The following is a 20006-nucleotide window of genomic DNA, read 5'->3' on the forward strand; positions in this document are numbered from 1 at the left end:
GAGATTTCCGGCAAGGGCAGGGACACCCATGAGGTGAGCAGTCACGCCCTGCACACCAAAACCGCCCACCCTTTCGAGATCGGGCCGCTCGACCTCGATTGTGACATCCTCACCGACCCCGGAGGCGACCCGCACATCGTGATCCTCACCGCCGCACCGGGCAGCGACACCGCCGGCCGACTCGACCTGCTCGGCGCCATCGGCACCGAGCAGATGACCGAACCGCACAACGGCACAAACCGGGTGATCGGCAACGGACCGACATCCCACCCATGACACTTCCACACGACCCCGGGCGACGGCACCGAACTCGCCGCCTGCAAAGTCCCTTGATCATGAATCGGTGCAGGTCAGTTGCGACCGAGGAGGAGGGTGGCTGACAGGGAGGGCGTCGTTGTCCGATTTCATGACGGGGTGCCCGGGCAGGTGCGGGAAAGCGGGTGTTCGGGGTGGGGTGCTGCAGGAGGGAGACCCCGGCCTGATTCCAGCGGGCCGGGGTCTTCATGCTGTGCCGGGGTGGCGGTCGGGTCAGCGTCCGCCGTGTCCGCCGAAGTGGTGGCCGACGACCCGGAAGCTGCCCACCACTCCGTGCTTGACGAAGACGCCGCCCTCGACATGGCGGGGGCGCACGCCGTTGCTGGAGCTGTGCGGTCCGACGGTGGCGATGGGGGCGCCGTTGTCGCAGGTGGCTCCGCGGAAGACCTCGACGGTCCGCCGGCTGTCGTTGCGGATGTTCAGGCTGCGGGAGCCCAGGCCGCTCACGACGGTGATGCAGTCGCCCGGGTGGGCCGAGTAGGAACGCTCGTTGATGTGGATCCGGCCTTCGAAGCCCCGGTCTTCGTGGCCCTTGTCTTCGAAGTCTCGGTCTTCGTAGTCCTTGTCTTCGTAGTCCTTGCCGGAGTCGCCGCCTTCGTTGCCCTTGCCCTCGTTGTCCTTGCCGGAGTCGCCGCCTTCGTTGCCCTTGCCCTCGTTGCCCTTGCCTTCGCTGTCCTTGCCCTCGTTGTCCTTGCCGGAGTCGCCGCCTTCGTTGCCCTTGCCCTCGCTGTCCTTGCCTTCGTTGCCCTTGCCTTCGCTGTCCTTGCCTTCGTTGCCCTTGCCTTCGCTGTCCTTGCCCTCGTTGCCCTTGCCGGAGTCGCCGCCCGTGGGGGCCGAAGCGGGGACGGGGGCGGCTGCCTGCTGGACCGCGGGGGCCGCCTGGGCCGACTCATTGGCGGACGCCGAAGCGTAGGTGATACCGGTGGCGGCCAGGGCCGCGGCGGCCGCGACGGCCGCGGTAACGACAGTGGGACGGGTCTTCATCACGCGCTTCTCCTGTCTCGGTAAATCGGCCGGCCAGCCGACTCGTGATGAACGTACTGACCGATTCCCATATCTGCCATATCTAGACATAAGGGAAGGTCGAAGATTGACTCCAATCGGGTTACAGAGGGATGCCTGTGTGCCGTGTCATGGCGTGCTGACGGGTAACCAGATGAGTTTTCCTGTAGCGGGCTTGATGCCCCGATACGCTGTCCGGGGGACTTTTCTGGCGCCTGCTCACCCGCAGCCCAGCGGTCGTTCGTTGACACATCAGGCGAAACCGGTATTCCCGTTGTGCTGCCGGGTGACGGGCGGGGCACTCGAGCACGCGGGCGGGCCCGTGACGTGGTGCCGTCCGCGGGGTGACGTTCCCGCAGAACGTCTCGATGAAGGCGAAAACCTGACGTCGGCCCCCGGTCCTCGTCACCGGGCACCCGCGGTCGGCGGGCCCGCCCGGGCGCCCCGGACGCGTGCCCGCTGCCCGCAACCGGCTGTGTTCATGGCGATGCGGGCGGCTCCTTGGGCGGACCGGAACCCGGGTCATCGGGCCGAAGGCCGGGTGTCACCGACTTCGCCTCCTGACGAGGTGGCCCGGCCGCAGCGGGGCGGGCCCGCTCAGCGCCACGCCGGCCATGACGACGACGATGCCCTGGATGACCAACGAGCAGACGCCCAGGGGTCCCAGCCAGTTGCCGTGCGGGGTGGAGGCGGGACTGTCCAGCACGATCCATCCCGTGCTCGATTTCTGGTCACCAGGTCCGGGTGTTCCGCCACGGCGAATAGTCGACGACTACGAGGCGTCATCCTCCCCAGCTTGCTGTCGGGTCCTCTGTGACGACCAGAAACTGCCATGGCTCCACGACCCCGGCCGCAGCAGCCGCTTTCGCCTCGGCTGACCGGCGTAGCGTCCTCCCTGCAGCAGGCACTGAGTGTTCTCCCGGCAGTGCTGACTCTCAGTCCACCGAGGTCTTCGGCAACGGCACTCCCTGGGGAGAACCTGGAGAGAATCCGCGCCGCCGGGGAGCGTGTGGGGAGGATCGACTGCGTAACGCGGCATGATGCCGAAAGACGCTGAAAGACTCATCCCCCCCAGGTCGGCTCCGCTCCTGACCGCATCGCCGCAGGCCCACACCCCTAGGTGGACAACTTCACCACGTACGTGCCGAGGTCGTCGGCCTCGACCAGTCCCGGCAGCGAGCCGCCCTCGCGCAGCGGCGTGATGTAGCGGGCGGCGGTGACCCCGGTCAGCATTTCGCCAGGCTACGCGATCCCTTGACCTTGCAATCCGCGACCGTCCCAAGATCCCCGTGCTCCGGGGAGTTCCGGTCGGCGCGGGCGGCGCTCGTCTCCGTACGGCGGTGCATCGCGTCACGCCGACAGCGAAACGACGGCTGTGCCTTACGCCCCTCCGACCGGGCGCGGGTCAAGCTCTCCGCACGGCCTGAACGACGTGGGCCCGCTGACCGTACCTCCTGCCAGATCACGCAATCTCCCGGAAGGGACACACCCGCATGACCAGCGCATCGCATCAGCTCGCATCGGGACCTGCCCGTCGTACCGTCGTGGCGGCGGCCGGAGCGGCGGGCCTCGCCGCCGCGTTGACCGCCTGCGGCGGCTCCGAGGACGCCGCCGGCTCGTCCGCGGGCCCCGGCACGTCCAGCGGCCCGCAGGACGGCAACGACGCGAGCGGCGGAGGTTCGGGCGGCGACGAGAGCACGGCCGGTGCCGAGCTCGCCGCGGTCGCCGACATCCCCGAGGGTGGCGGGAAGGTCTTCGCCGACAGCAAGGTGGTGGTGACCCAGCCGACGGCGGGCGAGTTCAAGGCGTTCTCGGCGACCTGCACCCACCGGGGGTGCGCGGTGCAGAGCGTCGCCGACGGAGTCATCAACTGCCCTTGCCACAACAGCAATTTCTCGATCACCGACGGCAGTGTGCAGGGCGGTCCGGCGACCGCTCCGCTGCCGCCCGTGGAGATCACCGTCAGCGGGGACTCGATCAGGCTCGCGTGAGCCTGATCCTGTTCCTGTGAGAAAAGAGGGACCGCATGACCGCCACGCAGCGCCGGGGCCGGAAGATCATGATGACGCCGGGCGAACTGGACGACTTCCTCACCGTTCAGCGCACCTGCCGGGTCGCCACGGTGTCGGCCGACGGCGCGCCGCATGTGAGCACGCTCTGGTTCGCCTGGGACGGCACCTCGCTGTGGCTGTACTCCGTGGTGCGCTCCAAGCGCTGGGCCGACCTGCGCCGGGACCAGCGGGTGGCGATCGTGGTCGACACCGGCGAGGAGTACGACGAACTGCGCGGCGCGGAGCTGTCCGGGCGGATCGAGTTCGTGGGCGAGATACCGCGCACCGGCGAACTCCGCGCCGAACTCGACGTCCCCGAGACCCTGTTCGCGCGCAAGAACTTCGGCCTGGACGAGATGCCGCACGACGGCCGGCACGCCTGGATGCGACTGACCCCGGAGAAGGTCGTCTCCTGGGACTTCCGCAAGCTGGGCGCTCGCTAGGCGGGCCGGCTCGCAGGGGCGTCCGCGCGGGAGATCCTACACGTACGTCCTGGACTCCGGCGCGTCCGGTCCGATCGCCGCGGTGACCGCCCTGCTCAGGGGGCCGATCTCGTCCTCCGTGAGCGTCGACACGGTGATGCGGAGGCCCGGCGCCGCGCTCATCCGGAAGCGGGCGCCGGGGGCCACCGCCCAGCCCGCGTGCAGCAGGCGTGCGACGGTGCCGGTCTCGTCCGGCACCGGCACCCACACGTTCATACCGCTGCGTCCGTGCGCCGTGACCCCCTGCCGGGCCAGCGCCCCGATCAGGGCGTCCCGGCGCCGCCCGTACTCCGCCGCCACCGCGCCCGGGTCCACCACCCCGTCGGCCCACAGCCGGAGCACCGCGCGCTGGAGGGTGCGGCTGACCCAGCCCGGCCCGAGCCGCTGCCGCCCGCGTACCCGGTCGAGGGTGACCGCGTCCCCGGTGAGTACCGCGAGCCGTAGGTCGGGGCCGTACGCCTTGGCCGTCGAACGCACGAAGGCCCAGTTCCGGGTGGGGCCGGCGAGGGGGTGCAGGGGCAGGTCGACGATGTGGTGCCCGTGGTCGTCCTCGATCAGCAGCGTCTGCGGGTGGTCCGCGAGCACCGCCCGCAGGGCACGGGCGCGCGTTGCGCTCAGTGCGGCCCCGGTCGGGTTCTGCGCCCGGTCCGTCACGATCAGCGCACGCGCCCCGCCCGTCAGCGCACGCCGTACGTCGTCGGGGAGCGGTCCCTCGTCGTCGACGCCGACCGGGACGGTCCGCAGCCCGAGGGCCGGGACCAGGTCCAGCACGCTTCCCCACCCCGGGTCCTCCACGGCGACCGCGTCCCCCTGCTTGAGGTGGGCCGCGAGCACCCGCTCCACGGCGTCCAGGGCGCCGGAGGCGACGGCGACGGGACCGTCGGGAACACCGTCGGCGTCCAGCCAGGCGCGTGCGTGCCGCACCAGTCCGGGCTCCACGGGAGCATGCCCGTAGAGCACCGGCTCCCGGTCCCCCTGCCCGGCCGCGGCCGCGAACGCCTCGGCCAGCGGGGGCAGCAGCGCGGGATCCGGGTTGCCGTCGGAGAGGTCCCGCACGCCCGGCGGGACCTGGACCCGGACGAAGTCGCGCGCCGTCGTGGCCGGTTTGGGCCGCACCCGGCTCCCCCGTCGGCCCGCGGTCTCGATCACCCCGCGCTCGCGCAGGGTCCGGTACGCGGACGCGACGGTATTGGGATTCACCCCGAGCCGTTCCGCCAACTCCCGCATCGGGGGCAGAAGTTCGCCCGGCTCGAGATCCCCTTCACCCACCGCGCGCTCGATGCTCGCCGAAATCTCCGCTGCGCGCCGCCCACTGATCCGATACTCTCCTAGCACAAAGCAGATTATGCACTAGTGCAATGGAGAACGCCATGCAGGGGACCCGGCCGCCGCAGCAGCGACCCGCCACCGGCTACCAGCCCACCGAGCGCACCGTCCCCACCCGCTCCCCCCACCGCGCCGCGTACGACAGGGAGCTGGTGCACGCGATACTCGACGAGGGATACGTCTGCCACCTCGGTTTCGTCCGCGACGGCGCGCCGGTGGTGCTGCCCACGCTGTACGCCCGGGTCGGCGAGCGGCTCTACGTGCACGGCTCGACGGGCTCCCGTCCGCTGCGCGCGGCGGGCAGGGCCGGGTCCGGCCTCCCGGTCTGTCTGACCGTCACCCATGTGGACGGGCTGGTGCTGGCCCGTTCCGCCTTCCACCACTCGATCAACTACCGCTCCGTGGTGGTGCACGGCCTCGCGCACGACGTGACCGACCCCGAGGAGAAGCGGCAGTCGCTGGACGCCCTGGTCGACCAGGTCGTCCCCGGCCGCGCGGCCGACTCCCGTCCGGCCGACAAGAAGGAGCTGGCCGCCACCGCGGTGATCCGTCTCGACCTGACCGAGGTCTCCGCCAAGCTCCGTACCGGCGGCGTCAACGACGAGCCGGAGGACCTCGCCCTCCCCCACTGGGCGGGCGTCGTCCCCCTGAGCCGCGGCTACGGCACCCCGCTCCCCGATCCCGCCCTGGCCCCCGGCACGGAACTGCCGGAGTATCTGGCGGCCCTGTGACCCGGCCCCGCCCCGCTACCGCGCCGGACGGGGCCCGGGGCCCCGTCCGTCACGCCGGTACCGCCTCGCCCTCCGCCCTGCGGGCCCGCGCGAGCCGGGCCTCGCCCACCGCGAGCCCCGCGACCGCGCCCAGCATCAGCAGGGTGCCGCCCAGCGTGGCCGAGGTGAGCCGCTCCCCGAGCAGGGCGACGGCGAGCACCGCCGCGCTCACCGGCTCCAGCAGCATGATCACGGACACGGTGGCCGACCGCACGACGGCCGCGCCCGCGAAGTACAGGCCGTAGGCGAGAGCGGTCGGGACCGCTGCGACGTACGCCACGAGGCACAGCAGCAGACCGGGGTCGCCCGTGTGCGGGACCAGCCCTTCGACCGCGGCGAACGGCAACAGCAGCACACTCGTGACGGCGAACGCCCCGACCGTCGTGCCGGAGGCGTCCAGCCCGCCGTCCCGCCCCCACCAGCGGGTGAGCAGCGTCATCGCCGAGTAGCCCGCCGCGGACAGGAGCGCGAGCAGCACGCCCCACAGGTCCACGACCGCCTCCCCGCCGCCGAGGACGAGGACGACGAGCCCGGCGAGCGCCCCGGCGACGGCGGCGTTCCCGCCCCGGCCGAGCCGCTCCGCCAGGAGCAGTCGTGCGCCGAGCGCCATCAGAACGGGCCCCGCGCCGAGGGTCACGACGGTGGCCACGGCCAGCCCGGTGGCGGCGACGGCGGCGAAGTAGGCCGTCTGGAACACGCCGAGCGCGATCCCGGTGGCCACGGCCCGCCACACCCTGCGGCCCAGGGGCCCGGGCGCGGTCCGGGTGCGCGGGAGCAGCGCGCGGGCCCCGAGCAGCAGTATGAGTCCGGTCGCGCAGCGCCAGAAGGAAAGGGCGACCGGGCCCATGTCACTGGCCCGGTAGACCAGCGACGCGGCGGCGCCGGCGGTGCCCCAGGCGACACCGGCGACGATCAGATAGAGCAGGCCTCGCCCGACGGGCAGGCCGGATACGGCGTTCGACACGTGTTCTCTCCGCAGGTGCGCACGGGTACGCGCGGGTACGCACCGCTCACGGCGGTGCGCACTGCGCGAAGGGGGGTGGGGAGCCCCGGATCAGGCCCGGATCGAGCCGGGCCGACGGGGTCCGCGGACTGCGTCTGCGGGCAGCACCGCAAGGCCCGGCGGCGCGCCGGGCGAAGGGAGCTGTGGACCCGCCTCAGGCGGCGGGAGGCGGAAGAACGAGTGCGCGCGCATGCATGATCAGCACCTTAGGCGGCAGTTCCGGGTGTGGACAACTCCCTTTCGGGCCCTCCGCTCGCCACCGGCCCTTCGGAGTTCCTGGCCGGTGCGGAGGACTGGGCGATGAACGCGCCCGCCAGCACCACCGCACCGCCCACGAGCTGCGGCGCCGACAGGTGTTCACCGAGGAGCACCCAGGCCAGCACGGTGGCGATGACCGCTTCGAGGCAGGCCACGACCCCCGCGACCTGCGGCGAGAGCCGCCTCACCGAGAGCACTCCGGTGCCGTACGCGACGACCGTGGCGACGAGGACGATCCAGGCCAGCAGGACGAAGGCCGCGACCGGGGTGCCGTCCATGCTCGCGGTGCCGCCCAGCACCGACCAGTCCATGGACCACGGACGGGCGACGAGGGTGAGCACGGCGGCGCCGACGAGCAGGCCGTAGGCGATCACCCCGAGCGGGTCCGGTGCCCGGTCGCCGTGGTCGCTGCCCTGGTCGGACAGGACGAAGTACCCGACCTGACAGCAGGCGGCGCCGAGCGCGAGCGCCAGTCCGAGGACGTCGAAGCCGAGGCCCGACCACACCTCCACGACGCAGGCCAGTCCGCCCACCGCCAGGACCACACCGACCGCCGCCGCCCGGGTCACCGGCCGCCGCTGGACGAACCGCACCCAGCCGAGGACGAGGGCGGGCGCCAGATACTCGACGAGCAGGGCGACGCCGACGGGGATGCGGGAGATGGCCGCGAAGTAGCAGGCCTGGACACCGGCGACGGCGAACAGCCCGAACCCCGCGAGCAGCGCCGGATGGCTGCGCAGCAGCCCCCGGTGGCGCACCGCCAGCGGCAGCAGGACCAGGGCCGCGCCCGTCACCCGCAGCCAGACGACGTGCAGCGGGTCCAGTCCCGCCTCGATCAGCGGCTTGGCGGCGACACCGGAGCCGCCGAAGGCCACCGCGGACAACAGCGCGAGGCCGAGCCCCACGCCTTTCCCACGGGTGCCCCGGGTGTTCCGGGTACTGACAGAGGTGGACACCGGCACATGATGTCAGGCGCCGACAGGAGCGTCATCCCCATGGCTCCTGTCTCACTTACTGGACGGCGGCTCCCGGTTTTCCGGGAGCCGGGTCTCCGGCCCGCGCCCCAAGCCGGGCGAGCAGGGCGCGGGAGTCGACTCCGGCCCGCTCGGGCACCTGGGCGGCACGGGCTGCGGGTCCACGACGATCGCCGCGAGCAGACCCGCGCCACCCGGCGCTCCGCGGCGTCGGCCGCAGCCGGCGCCGCGCCGGAGGGGAGCGTCTCCCTGTCCCCCGACCAGCGGACGCACCGGGCCCGGCCCTCCTAGAGAAGGAGAGCCGGGCCGCTTCTCTCAGGTCGCCTCAGGGCCGCACGTCCGCCCTCAGTCGTCGGCGAGGATCAGGTACAGCTTCTTGCGGGCCTCGTTGATGACGGTGAGCGCCTTCTCCCGCTGCTCCTTGCTGCCGGTCTTCCAGACCTGCCCGAAGGCCTCCATCAGGCCGAACCCGGCCTGCCGGATCTCGCCCAGCGCCTCCCAGTCGACCCCGCGCGAGGCCTCTTCCCACGGCGCCTCGGGGCCCTCCTCGGCCGCCGTGCGACCGGTGTCGGTGAGCGCGAACAGCTTCTTGCCGCCCTCGGACTCGCTGGTGATCAGCCCTTCGTCCTCCAGCAGCTGCAGGTTGGGGTACACCGATCCGGGGCTGGGCTTCCACGCCCCGCCGCTGCGCTCGGCGATCTCCTGGATCATCTCGTAGCCGTGCATCGGGCGGTCCTTCAGCAGGGCGAGGATCGAGGCCCGTACGTCACCGCGCCGCGCCCTTCCCCTCGGCCCGCCGCGTCCTCGGCCGCCGCTCCAGGAGCCGTGACCGAAACCCGGGCCGAAGCCGGGGCCGCCACGCCCACCGGGCCCCGACGGGCCGAACGGCCCGAACGCGGCGCGCGGCCGGTCGAAGTCGCTCCGGCCACCGGGCGGGCCGCCCCGGCCGTGCTCGCCACCATGGGTACGCATCGCAACCACTCTCCATTCCGTCGTCGATCTGTCGCGATATCTCAACGATATATCGCTCACTGTCGCCGGACAACCCCTCGGCCGCCCGTTGCCGGGCGGAGCGAACCGTGCGGGCGGTCCAACGCGCCCGCATCGGCCTTGGCCTGCGGCTTTGCTCAGCCCGTACCGTCAGGGCATGCGCATTCGAATCGTCGACGCCTTCACCGACCGGCCCTTCTCCGGCAACCCCGCCGGGGTTCTCCTCCTGGACGCGGACACGTTCCCGGACGACACCTGGCTCCAGAACGTCGCCCTGGAGGTCAACCACGCCGAAACCGCCTTCGCCCACCCGCTGCCCCAGGGCGGCCCGGCCGACTGGGCGCTGCGCTGGTTCACCCCCGCCACCGAGGTCGCGATGTGCGGTCACGCGACCCTGGCCACCGCGCACGTCCTGCACACCACCGGCGCCCACCAGGGCCCCGTCCGGTTCGCCACCCTCAGCGGTGTCCTCGTCGCGACGCCGGCCGAGGACGGCTCCGTGACCCTGGACTTCCCCACGGCGCCGCTCACCCGGCTCGACGTCCCCGCGGGGATCGCCGAGGCACTGGGCACCGAACCGCTCACGGCCTTCGACACCGGCCCGAACGTCAAGGACCTGCTGGTCGAGGTCGCCGACGAACAGACCGTCCACGCCCTGCGACCCGATCTCAAGGCCCTCGGCGCCCACTCCGAGCGCGGCGTCATCGCCACCGCCCGCGCGGCGGACCCCTCCGGGGAGTACGACTTCGTCTCCCGCTGCTTCTTCCCGAACGTCGGCATCGACGAGGACCCCGTCACCGGCAGCGCCCACACCGCGCTGGCCCCCTACTGGTCCGAGCGCCTCGGACGCCCCGGTCTCACCGGCCTCCAGGCCTCACCCCGCTCCGGCCGCGTCCGCACGGAGCTGTGCGGCGAGCGCACCCTGCTGGGCGGACGGGCGGTGACGGTCATCGAGGGCGAACTCCTGGCCTGACCGGGCGCCGGAACGGCGGAGGGGCGCACCGGCACGGCCGGCACGCCCCTTCCCGTTCTCCGGACCGTTCAGGCCGTGGGCAGCCAGCCCACCTTGCCCGCGAGCAGCGCATACCCCACGAACGCACCGATGTCGAGCAGTGTGTGCGCGACCACCAGGGGCCCCACCCGGCCCCAGCGGCGGTAGAGGAACACGAACACCACGCCCATGACCATGTTGCCGATGAAACCGCCGATGCCCTGGTAGAGGTGGTACGAACCGCGCAGCACCGAACTCGCCGCCGTCGCGGCGCCCGGCGTCCAGCCCAACTGCTCGAGCCTGCGCAGCAGGTACGCGAGGACGATGACCTCCTCGAGGATCGAGTTCTGCAGTGCCGAGAGGATCAGCACCGGGAACTTCCACCACACCTCCGGCAGCGCCTCGGGCACCACGGTGAGGTTGAAGCCGAACTCGCGCATGGCCAGGTAGAAGGCGATGCCGCTGCTGCCGATGACCGCCGCGACCGCCGCCCCGCGGCCGAGGTCGGACCAGGGCCGGGTGCGGTCGAACCCGAGGACGCGCAGCCCCGCGCCTTCGCGCAGCAGGAAGTGGGCGACGAGCGCGACGGGAACGAGCGCGGTGGTGATCCCGAAGAGCTGCCAGGCCAGGTCGAGCCAGGGACGGCCCGGTGCCGCCGAGGCGTTGAGGGTGGCGGCCTGGTCCTTCAGGCCGCCCGGCCGGGTGACCGAACCGATGAAACTGATCAGCGCGGACACTCCGCTCGCGCCGAGCGACACCGCGAGCACGAGCAGCGTCTCGTTGCGGAGCATCGTCCGCGTGAGCCGCCGCTGAGGATACTCATCGGCCCGCGGGCCCGCCTCCGCCTGCACTGCTGCCTCCACATCACCGATCCGTCCGATCAGTATGAGGGCAGCGTCCGACGGCTCGACGGGCGGTCCTTGGTGGGCCCGCCCCGGTGTCAGGTCGCGGGCACCGGGTCCGGGAGGCCGACGGGCCAGGTGTGGACCGGATCGCCCTTCAGCATCAGCTCGCGGTAGCGCCGGGTGGTGGCGGCCAGCGCCGTCTCCCGGGTCAGGCCGTCGTCCAGGGCCCGGTGGAAGGTCGCGGCCTGCCAGCTCGCGCCGTTCTGCCGACGCCGGCAGCGTTCCTCGATCACGCCGAGGTACAGGTCCCGGTCCGCGGGTTCGATGCCCCACGCGTCCAGCCCCGCCTCGGCCAGCGGCAGCAGTTCGTCGCGTACCAGGGTGACCGCGTCCACCTCGGCCGTACCGCCGTAGCGCCCGCGCCGGGGCCAGGTGAGGCGGGCTTCGATGCCGTGCCTGCAGGCGGCGTCGAAGTTGGCGGCGGCGGTCTCGAAGGGCATCCGGGTCCACACCGGGCGGCTGTCCTCCGCGAGGGCGCGGACCAGGCCGTAGTAGAACGCCGCGTTGGCGACGATGTCGACGACGGTGGGCCCGGCGGGCAGGACCCGGTTCTCCACCCGCAGGTGGGGGACGCCGTCGGCGACGCCGTAGACCGGTCGGTTCCAACGGTAGACGGTGCCGTTGTGCAGGACGAGTTCGGCGAGCGTGGGGGTGCCGTCCTTGTCCAGTACCTCGAGCGGGTCCTCGTCGTCGCAGATGGGCAGGAGGGCCGGGTAGTAGCGCAGGTTCTCCTCGAAGAGGTCGAACGCCGAGGTGACCCAGCGCTCCCCGAACCAGGTGCGCGGCCGTACGCCCTGTGCCTGCAGCTCGGGCGGCCGGGTGTCGGTGGACTGCTGGAACAGCGGCGGCCGGGACTCGCGCCACAGCTCGCGGCCGAACAGGAAGGGCGAGTTGGCGCCGACGGCGATCTGGGCGGCGGCGACCGCCTGAGCCGCGTTCCACACATCGGCGAAACGGTTCGGAGTGACCTGAAGGTGCAGCTGCACCGAGGTGCAGGCGGCCTCGGGCGCGATCGACTTGGAGGTGCAGCTGAGGCGTTCCACCCCGTCGATGTCAAGGCTGAAGTCCTCCCCGCGGGCGGCCACAATCTGGTCGTTGAGCAGGGTGTAGCGGTCGACTTCGGAGAGATTCGAGGAGACGAGGTCGTCGCGGTCCAGCGTCGGCAGAATACCGATCATCACGATCCCGGCGTCCACCTCGGCGGCTTTCCGGTCGGCGTACGAGAGTGAGGTGCGCAGTTCCTCGGCCAGCCGGTCGAATACCCGCCCGTCCAAACGGTGCGGGGCTATGTTGACTTCCAGGTTGAACATGGCGAGTTCCGTCTGGAAGTCCCGGCTCGCGATCCGTTCGAGGACTTGTCCGTTCAACATTTTGGGCATGCCGTCGGCGCCCGTGAGATTCAATTCGATCTCCAGCCCCACGAGGTTCTTGGGGCGGTCGAACCGCTTCTCCGCCAGGAGTCGTTCCAAGCCCGTCAGGCACCTGCGGAGCTTGTCGCGGTAGCGCTGGCGATCGGACAGGTCGAACCCGCCTGCCACCACCTTCTCCCCCATCGAAGCGTCCTTCCTCGGCTGGGCGGTCCGATGATCGGCCGCCGGGGTCCCGGTCCACAGGGGAGGATGCCCCGTGGATGCGATCGATAACGCCCCGGACCGATCTGCGGACCGCTACGCTGGTCGAATGTGTCCACTGGCACATTCACGCGGCATGGCCGACGGGGAACGCAACAACGCGATGACGGACTCGTGAAAAACGCCGATGACAATAGGCCTACCGCTTCACGGACCTTTATCGAGGTCATCGCCGTGCACCTGGTTCGGAATCGGGACGATTCCCCCGTTTCATCGACCAGAAGTACCCTTGTTCAGCGGGTCGAAAACAGCTAGTGGAAACACAGCCCGAACACGCGTCGTATAAACTCCGTGGACAGGGCAGAAGGTTGGCGCCCACGGTCGAGTGATCCAGCCCTCGAGGTGGCGTGCGGCAGTCCTCACCCCCACCTCGCGCGCTCAGGCCCCCGGCCCCTGCCTTCCGACCCTTCGCGAGCTGACAGCGTCGTCCGCCCCGCCCTCGTGCCACCGTGCCTTCGAATGAGAGGCGACCCACCATGCCCCTGCATGTCCCCCCGGCCCCCGCGCCCGCACTGCGTTCCGTCCTGACCGCGCTCTCCTCCCCCACCGCGGTCAGCGAGGCCCGAACCCCCTCCCTCCTCGGTGCCCAGGGACCGGTCTCGCCCGAACTGCCGCTGCCCGTGCACGTCCTGGACCAGATCACCCCCGAGGGCGTGTCCGCGACGCGACTGGCCGGCTGGCGCTTCCTGATCCGCTGCGGCGACCGGGCGGTGGCCGCGGCCGACACCGTACTGACCCCCGACGGCTGGACCTTCTCCCGCTTCTTCGAGGGTCCGTACCTCGCCTCCACCGAACTGGCCCTGCGTCAGGCCGAGTCCCTGGCACAGCCGTACCAGCCCCGGCTGTTGTCGGTGCCCGGCCTCTACATGCTGACCCTCTGGCTGCACGGCGACCTCACCGCGGACGGCGCCACCGGCCATCCCGCCGCCACCGACCTGCTCGTCCCGCTCGCTCCCGCACCGCCCGGCATCGCGGCCCACCGCCCGCACCTGGTCGCGGAACTCCTCCCGGTGCTGACCCACCGGGTGAAGCCCGACCGCCTGCTCGGCTCACCCGCCTGACCGACGCGCGCTCCCGTGCCCCGCCGCCCGATCCCAGCGGCGGGGCACACGCGTGTGCCCCGAGCGCTCCGAACCCTCGGACTAGCCTCATCCGGCCATGCGGAACCACCCGAAGTGACAGTGCAGTTGAGGTGAACCGTCCGCGCGGGTGACGCGTCATCGACCTGTGAGGGGCGGTGCCGCGAAATCCCTGCGGATCGCCGCCCGGAGGGCAACACTTGTTTCCGACCGACCTATGACAACGGGGGGCGGCCATGAACGAGGTCTCACGCCGCGCACCACAGACAACAGCCAACCCGCAGGTCACCACAGAGCGAAAGATCCCACCCATGTGCCAGCATCCGTCTCCGTGCCCCTCAGCCGAATCCGCCGACCGGGAGTCCGCCCGTCTCGTGGCGCACCACCCGGAGCAGGGCTGGAGCCTGCTGTGCAACGGTGTCGTGCTCTTCGAGGACACCGGTGAGCTCCTGCCCGACGGCAGGAGCATCGCCCCGCAGCGTCCCGGAGGTCCCGCGGTGATGACCTCCGCCTGAGCTCCGCCGGGAGCGGCTCTGCGCCCACCCGGTTCCGCTCGCCGCCTATCGTGATCGGCATGCAGTCCTACACGATCGGCCAGGCAGCGCGGCTGCTCGGCGTCAGCCCGGACACCGCCCGACGCTGGGCGGACGCGGGCCGGCTCACCACCCATCGCGACGAAGGCGGACGGCGGCTCGTCGACGGGCGGGACCTGGCCGCGTTCTCCGTCGGCCTCGCGCAGGCCGGCGCCACCGAGGAGGGCACGCCCTACACCTCGGCCCGCAACGCCTTCCCCGGCATCGTCACCGCGGTCAAACTCGGCGACGTGGCGGCCCAGGTCGAGATCCAGGCGGGCCCGCACCGCCTGGTCTCGCTGCTGACCCGCGAGGCCGTCGAGGAGCTCGGACTGGAGGTCGGCATGGAGGCCACCGCACGCGTGAAGTCGACAAACGTCCATATCGACCGCGCCTGACGGAACCCGTACACCGAAGGGCTCCGCTCCGGCTCTGCGGCCGGTGCGGAGCCCTTCCACTCCTCGGTCCCGGGGACCGGGTCCTGCGCGTCAGTCGTCGTACGCGTCCAGCGGCGGGCAGGAGCACACCAGGTTGCGGTCGCCGAAGGCCTGGTCGACACGGCGCACCGGCGGCCAGTACTTGTCGGCCGCGCTCACCCCCGTCGGGAAGACGGCCTCCTCACGGCTGTACGGGTGCTCCCACTCCGTGCCGAGCGCGGCGGCGGTGTGCGGGGCGTTGCGCAGCGGGTTGTCGTCCGCGGGCCACTCGCCGGAACCGACCTTCTCGATCTCCGCGCGAATCGCGATCATCGTCTCGCAGAACCGGTCGAGCTCGGCCAGGTCCTCGGACTCGGTCGGCTCGATCATCAGCGTTCCCGCCACCGGGAACGACATCGTCGGCGCGTGGAAGCCGTAGTCGATCAGCCGCTTGGCCACGTCGTCCACGCTCACGCCGGTCGCCTTGGTCAGCGGGCGCAGGTCGATGATGCACTCGTGCGCGACCAGCCCGCCGGGGCCGGTGTAGAGCACCGGGTAGTGCGGCTCGAGGCGCTTGGCGATGTAGTTGGCGCTGAGCACCGCCACCTGGGTGGCCCGCTTGAGCCCCTCGCCGCCCATGAGCCGGACGTACGCCCACGAGATGGGCAGGATGCCCGCGGAGCCCCACGGGGCGGCCGAGACCGGCCCGATCCCGGTCTCCGGCCCGGCACCGGGCTGGAGCGGGTGGTTCGGCAGGTACGGCGCCAGGTGCGACCGCACCCCGACCGGGCCCACGCCGGGGCCGCCGCCACCGTGCGGGATGCAGAAGGTCTTGTGCAGGTTCAGGTGCGAGACGTCGCCGCCGAAGTGTCCGGGCTTGGCCAGCCCGACCAGTGCGTTGAGGTTCGCGCCGTCCACGTACACCTGGCCGCCGGCCTCGTGCACCGCCGCGCAGATCTCGGCGACGTGCTCCTCGAACACACCGTGCGTCGACGGGTACGTGATCATCAGCACCGACAGTTCGTCGCGGTACTGCTCGATCTTCGCCCGCAGGTCGGCCATGTCGACCTCGCCGTCCTCGGCGGTCTTCACGACGACGACCTTCATCCCCGCCATGACGGCGCTGGCGGCGTTGGTGCCGTGCGCGGAGGACGGGATGAGGCAGACGGTGCGCTGCTCGTCGCCGTTGGCCCGGTGGTAGCCGCGCACGGCGAGCAGCCCGGCCAGTTCGCCCTGGGAACCCGCGTTGGGCTGGAGGCTCACCTTGTCGTAGCCGGTGACCTCGGCGAGACGCTCCTCCAGTTCGTGGATGAGCGTGAGGTAGCCCTCGGCCTGCTCGGCCGGCGCGAAGGGGTGCAGCTGCCCGAACTCGGGCCAGGTGATCGGCTCCATCTCCGTGGTCGCGTTGAGCTTCATGGTGCAGGAGCCCAGCGGGATCATCCCGCGGTCCAGCGCGTAGTCGCGGTCGGCGAGCCGACGCAGGTAGCGCAGCATCGCGGTCTCGGATCGGTGCTGGTGGAAGACGGGGTGCGTCAGGTATTCGTCGGTGCGCAGCAGGGCGTCCGGCAGGGTGTCGGGCGCCGCCGCGTCCAGGGCCGCGACGTCGGAGACGCCGGCCTCGACGCCGAAGGCGCTCCACACCGCGGCGAGCCTGGCCCGTGTGGTGGTCTCGTCGCAGGCGATCGAGACGTGGTCGGCGTCGACGAGGAGCAGGTTGACGCCGTTGTCCCGCGCCGCGGCGACGATCTCGGCACCCCGCCCCGGGACCCGCACGGTCAGCGTGTCGAAGTAGGAGCCGTGGACGATCTCCACGCCGCCGGCCCGGAGCCCCTCGGCGAGGACGGTCGCGTAACGGTGGGTGCGCCACGCGATGGTCCGCAGCCCTTCGGGGCCGTGGTAGACGGCGTACATGCCTGCCATCACGGCGAGCAGCACCTGGGCGGTGCAGATGTTGCTGGTGGCCTTCTCCCGGCGGATGTGCTGCTCACGGGTCTGGAGCGCGAGCCGGTAGGCCTGGTCGCCGTCCGCGTCGACGGAGACGCCGACGAGCCGTCCGGGCAGGCTGCGCGCCATCTTCTCGTGCACGGCCATGTATCCGGCGTGCGGTCCGCCGAACCCCATGGGCACACCGAAGCGCTGGGTCGTGCCGACCGCGATGTCCGCGCCGAGTTCGCCGGGCGACGTCAGCAGCGTGAGGGCGAGCAGATCGGCGGCGACGGTGACCAGCGCGCCCAGCTCGTGCGCCCGGTCGATCACCGGCTTGATGTCACGCACGGCTCCGGAGGCGCCCGGGTACTGGATCAGCACACCGTTGATCTTGCGCTCGGCGATCTCGGCGGGGATGCCCTCGCTCAGGTCGGCGACGACAACCTCGACGCCGGTCGGCTCGGCACGGGTCTCGATCACGGCGATCGTCTGCGGCAGCGCGTCCGCGTCGACCAGGAACAGGCCGTTCTTGTTCTTGCCCATGCGCCGCGAGAGCGCCATCGCCTCGGCGGCGGCCGTGCCCTCGTCGAGCAGTGAGGCCCCGGAGGTCGGCAGGCCGGTCAGTTCGGCCACCATGGTCTGGAAGTTCAGCAGCGCCTCGAGCCGTCCCTGCGAGATCTCCGGCTGGTAGGGCGTGTAGGCCGTGTACCAGGCGGGGTTCTCCATCACGTTGCGCAGGATGACGGGCGGCGTGAAGGTCCCGTAGTACCCGAGCCCGATCATGGAGCCGAGCACCTCGTTGCGGTCGGCCAGCGACCGGAGTTCGGCCAGCACCTCGGGCTCGGTCCGGGCGCCCGGCAGGTCGAGTGCGTCGGCGTTCTTGATCACATCCGGGACCGCCGCGGCCGTCAGCTCGTCGAGCGAGCCGTAGCCCACCTGCGCGAGCATTTTGGCGCGGGCCTCGTGGTCGGGGCCGATGTGACGCTGCTCGAAGGGCGTTCCCTGTTCGAGCTCGGAGAGGGGAATGCGGTGGGCGGTCATTGTGGAGGCCTCCTGGTCTGACGACCTTCGAGGGGCACCATGACGGGTGCCCGGACGGCCTCCCCCTCTGTCATCTCGACCTGAGAGCTTCACCGGACCGCCGCAGGGCGCCCGGCTTTCACCGTCGGTGAGAGCGGGAGCCGTCGACACCCGCCCTGCTTTCCAGAGTGACCTCGTCCATGCGGTACGTGGGCCTGAGAGTTTCCGGGGAGGATTTGCTCCTTCGGCGCCCTCCGATGGTGTCCGGAGGACTCTCCCGCACGGGGTCAGCAGCCGCTGTCAGCGTACCAGCGAGGGCAACCCCCGTACCTTCGAGTGGCCGCCGGACCGATTGTGCCGTTTCGTAGTGCTGACGAATGACTGCGGATTGCGACCAGTGGAGGGCCCGTGCAGACCGACATCGATCCGCGCAACCTGATCGGCCGTAAAGCGTTCGACCGCAACGGAACCCGGATCGGCACCATCGACGAGGTCTATCTCGACGACGCCACCGGCATACCCGAGTGGGCGGCGATACGCACCGGCCTGTTCAGCAGGGACGCCTTCGTCCCCCTGGAGCCGAGCGAGCTGATAGACGGCAGCCTCCACATTCCCTTCGAACGCGCCCTGATCAAGGACGCCCCCGACTTCGGCGTGGGCCGCCACCTCTCCCCCGAGCAGGAACTCCAGCTCTACCACCACTACGGTCTGGACATCTCCGCGCCTCCCCCGCTTCCGGACCACGACTTCGGCACACTCGCCGACCGGGACGACCACCCGGCCTGAGCCCTCGGAGCCGGAAGCACGAAGCCCACGGCCCCCTCACACCTGCGAGTGCCCCGGGTCCATGCTCCCCCGGGCCGCTCCCGAGCCGTCGCTCGTCTCCGCGCCGACCCGCGGCCTCTCGCCCTCCCCGGGACTTCGGTCCACCAGTGGCAGCGGATCCGCCGGTTGCAGGGCCGGGTCGTCGGTGCGGAAGGTCTTCACCCGTCCCACCGCCGAGCCGGGCGTCTCGAACCGGACCGTGACCCGGCCCAGGCCGCTGCCCTGGACCCACCCGTGCCCGTACTCGCTGTGCCGCACATCGTGCCCGGCCGGCCAGCTCCGCCCCGCGCTCGTCCGCTGTTCTTCCTCCCTGGGCGCGGCCGACTGCTCCTCCTCGCCCGGCGACTCCTCCCCCCGGACCTCCGCCGCCTGCGCGAACAGGTCCTCCTGGGTGTAGTCCGCGAGTCCACTGACTCCCACGCCCAGCAGCCGTACCCCGCCTGTCGTGTCGACCGAGCCCAACAACCGCGCCGCCGCCTCGCGCACCACCGCCGGATCGTCCGTGGGGCCCCGCAGCGTCTCGGACCGGGTGAGCGTCGAGAAGTCGTAGCGCCGCACCTTCAGCACGATGGTCCGTCCCGCCAGCCCCGCTCCCCGCAGTCTGCTCACACAGCGGTCGGCGAGCCTCCGTACCTCCGTCCCGACCCGCACCCGGTCGTGGATGTCCACGTCGTACGTGTCCTCGACCGACACCGACTTCGTCTCCCGCTCGGCCACCACGGGCCGTTCGTCCCGTGCCAGGGCCATGGCGTACAGCGCGTGTCCGTGTGCCTTGCCGAGCAACCGCACCAGCTCGTCCTCCCCGGCCTCGGCGAGCTCTTCGACCGTGTGGATCCCGGCCCTGCGCAGGTGGTCACCGGTGGCGGGCCCCACCCCCGGCAGCGTCCGGACCGGGAGCGGCGCCAGCAGGGCCCGCTCCCTCCCCGGCTCGATGAGCACCAGTCCGTCGGGCTTCGCCTGCTCCGAGGCGATCTTCGCCAGCATCTTGGAGGCGGCGAGCCCGACGGACCCGGTGAGCCCGGTGACCGCCCGTATGTCCGCGCGCAGCCTCGCCCCGGCCAGCCGGGCCGACCGCTCGTCCCAGGCCGCCCCGCCGGCCTCCAGGTCCACGAACGCCTCGTCCAGGCTCAAGGGCTCCACCAGCGGCGACAGCTCCCGCAGCAGCCCCATCACCTGGTCGCTGATCGACCGGTAGAACGCGAAGCGCGGCACGAGGTACGCCGCGTTCGGCGCGAGCCGCCGCGCCTGGGCCATGGGCAGCGCGGAACGCACGCCGAAGAGCCGGGCCTCGTACGAGGCGGTGGCGACCACCCCGCGCGGCCCGAGCCCGCCCACGATCACGGCTTTCCCCCGCAGGCTCGGCTTGGACGCCTGCTCCACCGAGGCGTAGAAGGCGTCCATGTCGAGGTGCAGGATGGTGGGCGCGGATCTCACATCCCCGATGCTGCCCTATGCCACTGACAGTGCCGG

18 protein-coding genes, 2 pseudogenes and 1 riboswitch are annotated in these 20006 nt (G+C 71.6%); of the genes and pseudogenes, 9 read left to right on the plus strand and 11 right to left on the minus strand.

Annotated features, from left to right (window positions below; translation table 11 throughout):
* Nucleotides 1-33: 33 nt before the first annotated feature.
* Nucleotides 34-276 carry a hypothetical protein gene (locus ACWEQO_RS12355; RefSeq protein ID WP_452981905.1) on the plus strand — a complete coding sequence of 81 codons (243 nt, stop codon included), beginning with the start codon at nucleotides 34-36 and terminating at the stop codon, nucleotides 274-276.
* 252 nt (nucleotides 277-528) lie between these two features.
* On the opposite strand, the gene ACWEQO_RS12360 is transcribed toward ACWEQO_RS12355, so the two are convergent.
* The 3 genes and pseudogenes from ACWEQO_RS12360 to ACWEQO_RS12370 all read right to left on the minus strand — a co-directional run.
* Entirely contained in the window at nucleotides 529-1299 is a 771-nt protein-coding gene (locus ACWEQO_RS12360) for a hypothetical protein (RefSeq protein WP_452981959.1), read from the minus strand.
* Nucleotides 1300-1861: 562 nt separating this feature from the next.
* A complete protein-coding gene (locus ACWEQO_RS12365) occupies nucleotides 1862-2023 on the minus strand; it encodes a hypothetical protein (protein WP_361460439.1) in 162 nt (53 codons plus the stop codon).
* A gap of 416 nt (nucleotides 2024-2439) precedes the next feature.
* Nucleotides 2440-2550: pseudogene (locus ACWEQO_RS12370) on the minus strand (HipA family kinase); the annotation flags it as partial.
* A gap of 260 nt (nucleotides 2551-2810) precedes the next feature.
* On the opposite strand from ACWEQO_RS12370, the gene ACWEQO_RS12375 reads away from it, so the two are divergent.
* Entirely contained in the window at nucleotides 2811-3308 is a 498-nt protein-coding gene (locus ACWEQO_RS12375; RefSeq protein ID WP_452981908.1) for a Rieske (2Fe-2S) protein, read from the plus strand.
* A 35-nt stretch (nucleotides 3309-3343) separates the two neighbouring features.
* Complete coding sequence (locus tag ACWEQO_RS12380) at nucleotides 3344-3811, plus strand: pyridoxamine 5'-phosphate oxidase family protein (RefSeq protein ID WP_361460435.1); 468 nt, start codon at nucleotides 3344-3346, stop codon at nucleotides 3809-3811.
* A 36-nt stretch (nucleotides 3812-3847) separates the two neighbouring features.
* On the opposite strand, the gene ACWEQO_RS12385 is transcribed toward ACWEQO_RS12380, so the two are convergent.
* Nucleotides 3848-5185 carry an aminotransferase class I/II-fold pyridoxal phosphate-dependent enzyme gene (locus ACWEQO_RS12385; protein ID WP_361460433.1) on the minus strand — a complete coding sequence of 446 codons (1338 nt, stop codon included), beginning with the start codon at nucleotides 5183-5185 and terminating at the stop codon, nucleotides 3848-3850.
* A gap of 35 nt (nucleotides 5186-5220) precedes the next feature.
* Here ACWEQO_RS12385 and ACWEQO_RS12390 point away from each other — a divergent pair, with 35 nt between their 5' ends.
* Nucleotides 5221-5907 carry a pyridoxamine 5'-phosphate oxidase family protein gene (locus tag ACWEQO_RS12390; RefSeq protein ID WP_452981962.1) on the plus strand — a complete coding sequence of 229 codons (687 nt, stop codon included), beginning with the start codon at nucleotides 5221-5223 and terminating at the stop codon, nucleotides 5905-5907.
* 49 nt (nucleotides 5908-5956) lie between these two features.
* On the opposite strand, the gene ACWEQO_RS12395 is transcribed toward ACWEQO_RS12390, so the two are convergent.
* The 3 genes from ACWEQO_RS12395 to ACWEQO_RS12405 all read right to left on the minus strand — a co-directional run bounded on the left by ACWEQO_RS12395 (nucleotide 5957) and on the right by ACWEQO_RS12405 (nucleotide 9153).
* Nucleotides 5957-6910, minus strand: a complete 954-nt coding sequence (locus tag ACWEQO_RS12395; protein WP_452981912.1) for a DMT family transporter — start codon at nucleotides 6908-6910, stop codon at nucleotides 5957-5959.
* A gap of 245 nt (nucleotides 6911-7155) precedes the next feature.
* On the minus strand, nucleotides 7156-8169 hold the full coding sequence (locus tag ACWEQO_RS12400) for an EamA family transporter (protein ID WP_361460430.1): 1014 nt from the start codon (nucleotides 8167-8169) through the stop codon (nucleotides 7156-7158).
* A gap of 357 nt (nucleotides 8170-8526) precedes the next feature.
* Nucleotides 8527-9153 (minus strand): PadR family transcriptional regulator, encoded by a 627-nt coding sequence (locus tag ACWEQO_RS12405; protein WP_452981916.1) that lies wholly within the window; start codon nucleotides 9151-9153, stop codon nucleotides 8527-8529.
* Between the two features lie 175 nt (nucleotides 9154-9328).
* Here ACWEQO_RS12405 and ACWEQO_RS12410 point away from each other — a divergent pair, with 175 nt between their 5' ends.
* On the plus strand, nucleotides 9329-10144 hold the full coding sequence (locus ACWEQO_RS12410; RefSeq protein ID WP_361460427.1) for a PhzF family phenazine biosynthesis protein: 816 nt from the start codon (nucleotides 9329-9331) through the stop codon (nucleotides 10142-10144).
* 68 nt (nucleotides 10145-10212) lie between these two features.
* Here ACWEQO_RS12410 and ACWEQO_RS12415 read toward each other — a convergent pair whose 3' ends face one another.
* Complete coding sequence (locus ACWEQO_RS12415; protein WP_361460484.1) at nucleotides 10213-11013, minus strand: CPBP family intramembrane glutamic endopeptidase; 801 nt, start codon at nucleotides 11011-11013, stop codon at nucleotides 10213-10215.
* Between the two features lie 89 nt (nucleotides 11014-11102).
* The gene (locus ACWEQO_RS12420; protein WP_361460425.1) at nucleotides 11103-12620 is read right to left on the minus strand and encodes a glutamate-cysteine ligase family protein; all 1518 of its coding nucleotides are present in this window, start codon (nucleotides 12618-12620) and stop codon (nucleotides 11103-11105) included.
* Nucleotides 12621-13174: 554 nt separating this feature from the next.
* Between ACWEQO_RS12420 and ACWEQO_RS12425 the strand changes: the two genes are divergently transcribed.
* The 3 genes from ACWEQO_RS12425 (at nucleotide 13175) to ACWEQO_RS12435 (ending at nucleotide 14747) form a co-directional block, all read left to right on the plus strand.
* On the plus strand, nucleotides 13175-13759 hold the full coding sequence (locus tag ACWEQO_RS12425) for a hypothetical protein (RefSeq protein ID WP_452981920.1): 585 nt from the start codon (nucleotides 13175-13177) through the stop codon (nucleotides 13757-13759).
* A gap of 329 nt (nucleotides 13760-14088) precedes the next feature.
* Nucleotides 14089-14292, plus strand: a complete 204-nt coding sequence (locus ACWEQO_RS12430) for a DUF5999 family protein (protein WP_279337146.1) — start codon at nucleotides 14089-14091, stop codon at nucleotides 14290-14292.
* 59 nt (nucleotides 14293-14351) lie between these two features.
* On the plus strand, nucleotides 14352-14747 hold the full coding sequence (locus ACWEQO_RS12435) for a TOBE domain-containing protein (protein WP_361460420.1): 396 nt from the start codon (nucleotides 14352-14354) through the stop codon (nucleotides 14745-14747).
* Nucleotides 14748-14837: 90 nt separating this feature from the next.
* Here the strand turns inward: ACWEQO_RS12435 and gcvP are convergent, their stop codons facing one another.
* Nucleotides 14838-17732, minus strand: a complete 2895-nt coding sequence (gcvP, locus tag ACWEQO_RS12440; protein ID WP_361460418.1) for an aminomethyl-transferring glycine dehydrogenase — start codon at nucleotides 17730-17732, stop codon at nucleotides 14838-14840.
* A 172-nt stretch (nucleotides 17733-17904) separates the two neighbouring features.
* Nucleotides 17905-18001, minus strand: a riboswitch (glycine riboswitch).
* Nucleotides 18002-18119: 118 nt separating this feature from the next.
* Here gcvP and ACWEQO_RS12445 point away from each other — a divergent pair.
* On the plus strand, nucleotides 18120-18497 hold the full coding sequence (locus ACWEQO_RS12445; RefSeq protein WP_452981925.1) for a PRC-barrel domain-containing protein: 378 nt from the start codon (nucleotides 18120-18122) through the stop codon (nucleotides 18495-18497).
* On the opposite strand, the pseudogene ACWEQO_RS12450 reads toward ACWEQO_RS12445, so the two are convergent.
* Nucleotides 18413-19970, minus strand: a pseudogene (locus ACWEQO_RS12450) (DNA polymerase IV). The gene ACWEQO_RS12445 and the pseudogene ACWEQO_RS12450 sit on opposite strands and share 85 nt — an antisense overlap.
* Nucleotides 19971-20006 lie beyond the last annotated feature (36 nt).

Source organism: Streptomyces sp. NPDC004051 (assembly GCF_053604275.1).

Excerpts from the sequence above, each read along its gene's own strand:
- ACWEQO_RS12430 (WP_279337146.1), top strand. The coding sequence starts at position 14,089 with ATGTGCCAGCATCCGTCTCCGTGCCCCTCAGCCGAATCCGCCGACCGG.
- ACWEQO_RS12425 (WP_452981920.1), top strand. The coding sequence starts at position 13,175 with ATGCCCCTGCATGTCCCCCCGGCCCCCGCGCCCGCACTGCGTTCCGTC.
- ACWEQO_RS12375 (WP_452981908.1), top strand. The coding sequence starts at position 2,811 with ATGACCAGCGCATCGCATCAGCTCGCATCGGGACCTGCCCGTCGTACC.
- ACWEQO_RS12360 (WP_452981959.1), bottom strand. The coding sequence starts at position 1,299 with ATGAAGACCCGTCCCACTGTCGTTACCGCGGCCGTCGCGGCCGCCGCG.
- gcvP (WP_361460418.1), bottom strand. The coding sequence starts at position 17,732 with ATGACCGCCCACCGCATTCCCCTCTCCGAGCTCGAACAGGGAACGCCC.
- ACWEQO_RS12410 (WP_361460427.1), top strand. The coding sequence starts at position 9,329 with ATGCGCATTCGAATCGTCGACGCCTTCACCGACCGGCCCTTCTCCGGC.
- ACWEQO_RS12390 (WP_452981962.1), top strand. The coding sequence starts at position 5,221 with ATGCAGGGGACCCGGCCGCCGCAGCAGCGACCCGCCACCGGCTACCAG.
- ACWEQO_RS12435 (WP_361460420.1), top strand. The coding sequence starts at position 14,352 with ATGCAGTCCTACACGATCGGCCAGGCAGCGCGGCTGCTCGGCGTCAGC.
- ACWEQO_RS12420 (WP_361460425.1), bottom strand. The coding sequence starts at position 12,620 with ATGGGGGAGAAGGTGGTGGCAGGCGGGTTCGACCTGTCCGATCGCCAG.
- ACWEQO_RS12405 (WP_452981916.1), bottom strand. The coding sequence starts at position 9,153 with ATGCGTACCCATGGTGGCGAGCACGGCCGGGGCGGCCCGCCCGGTGGC.
- ACWEQO_RS12380 (WP_361460435.1), top strand. The coding sequence starts at position 3,344 with ATGACCGCCACGCAGCGCCGGGGCCGGAAGATCATGATGACGCCGGGC.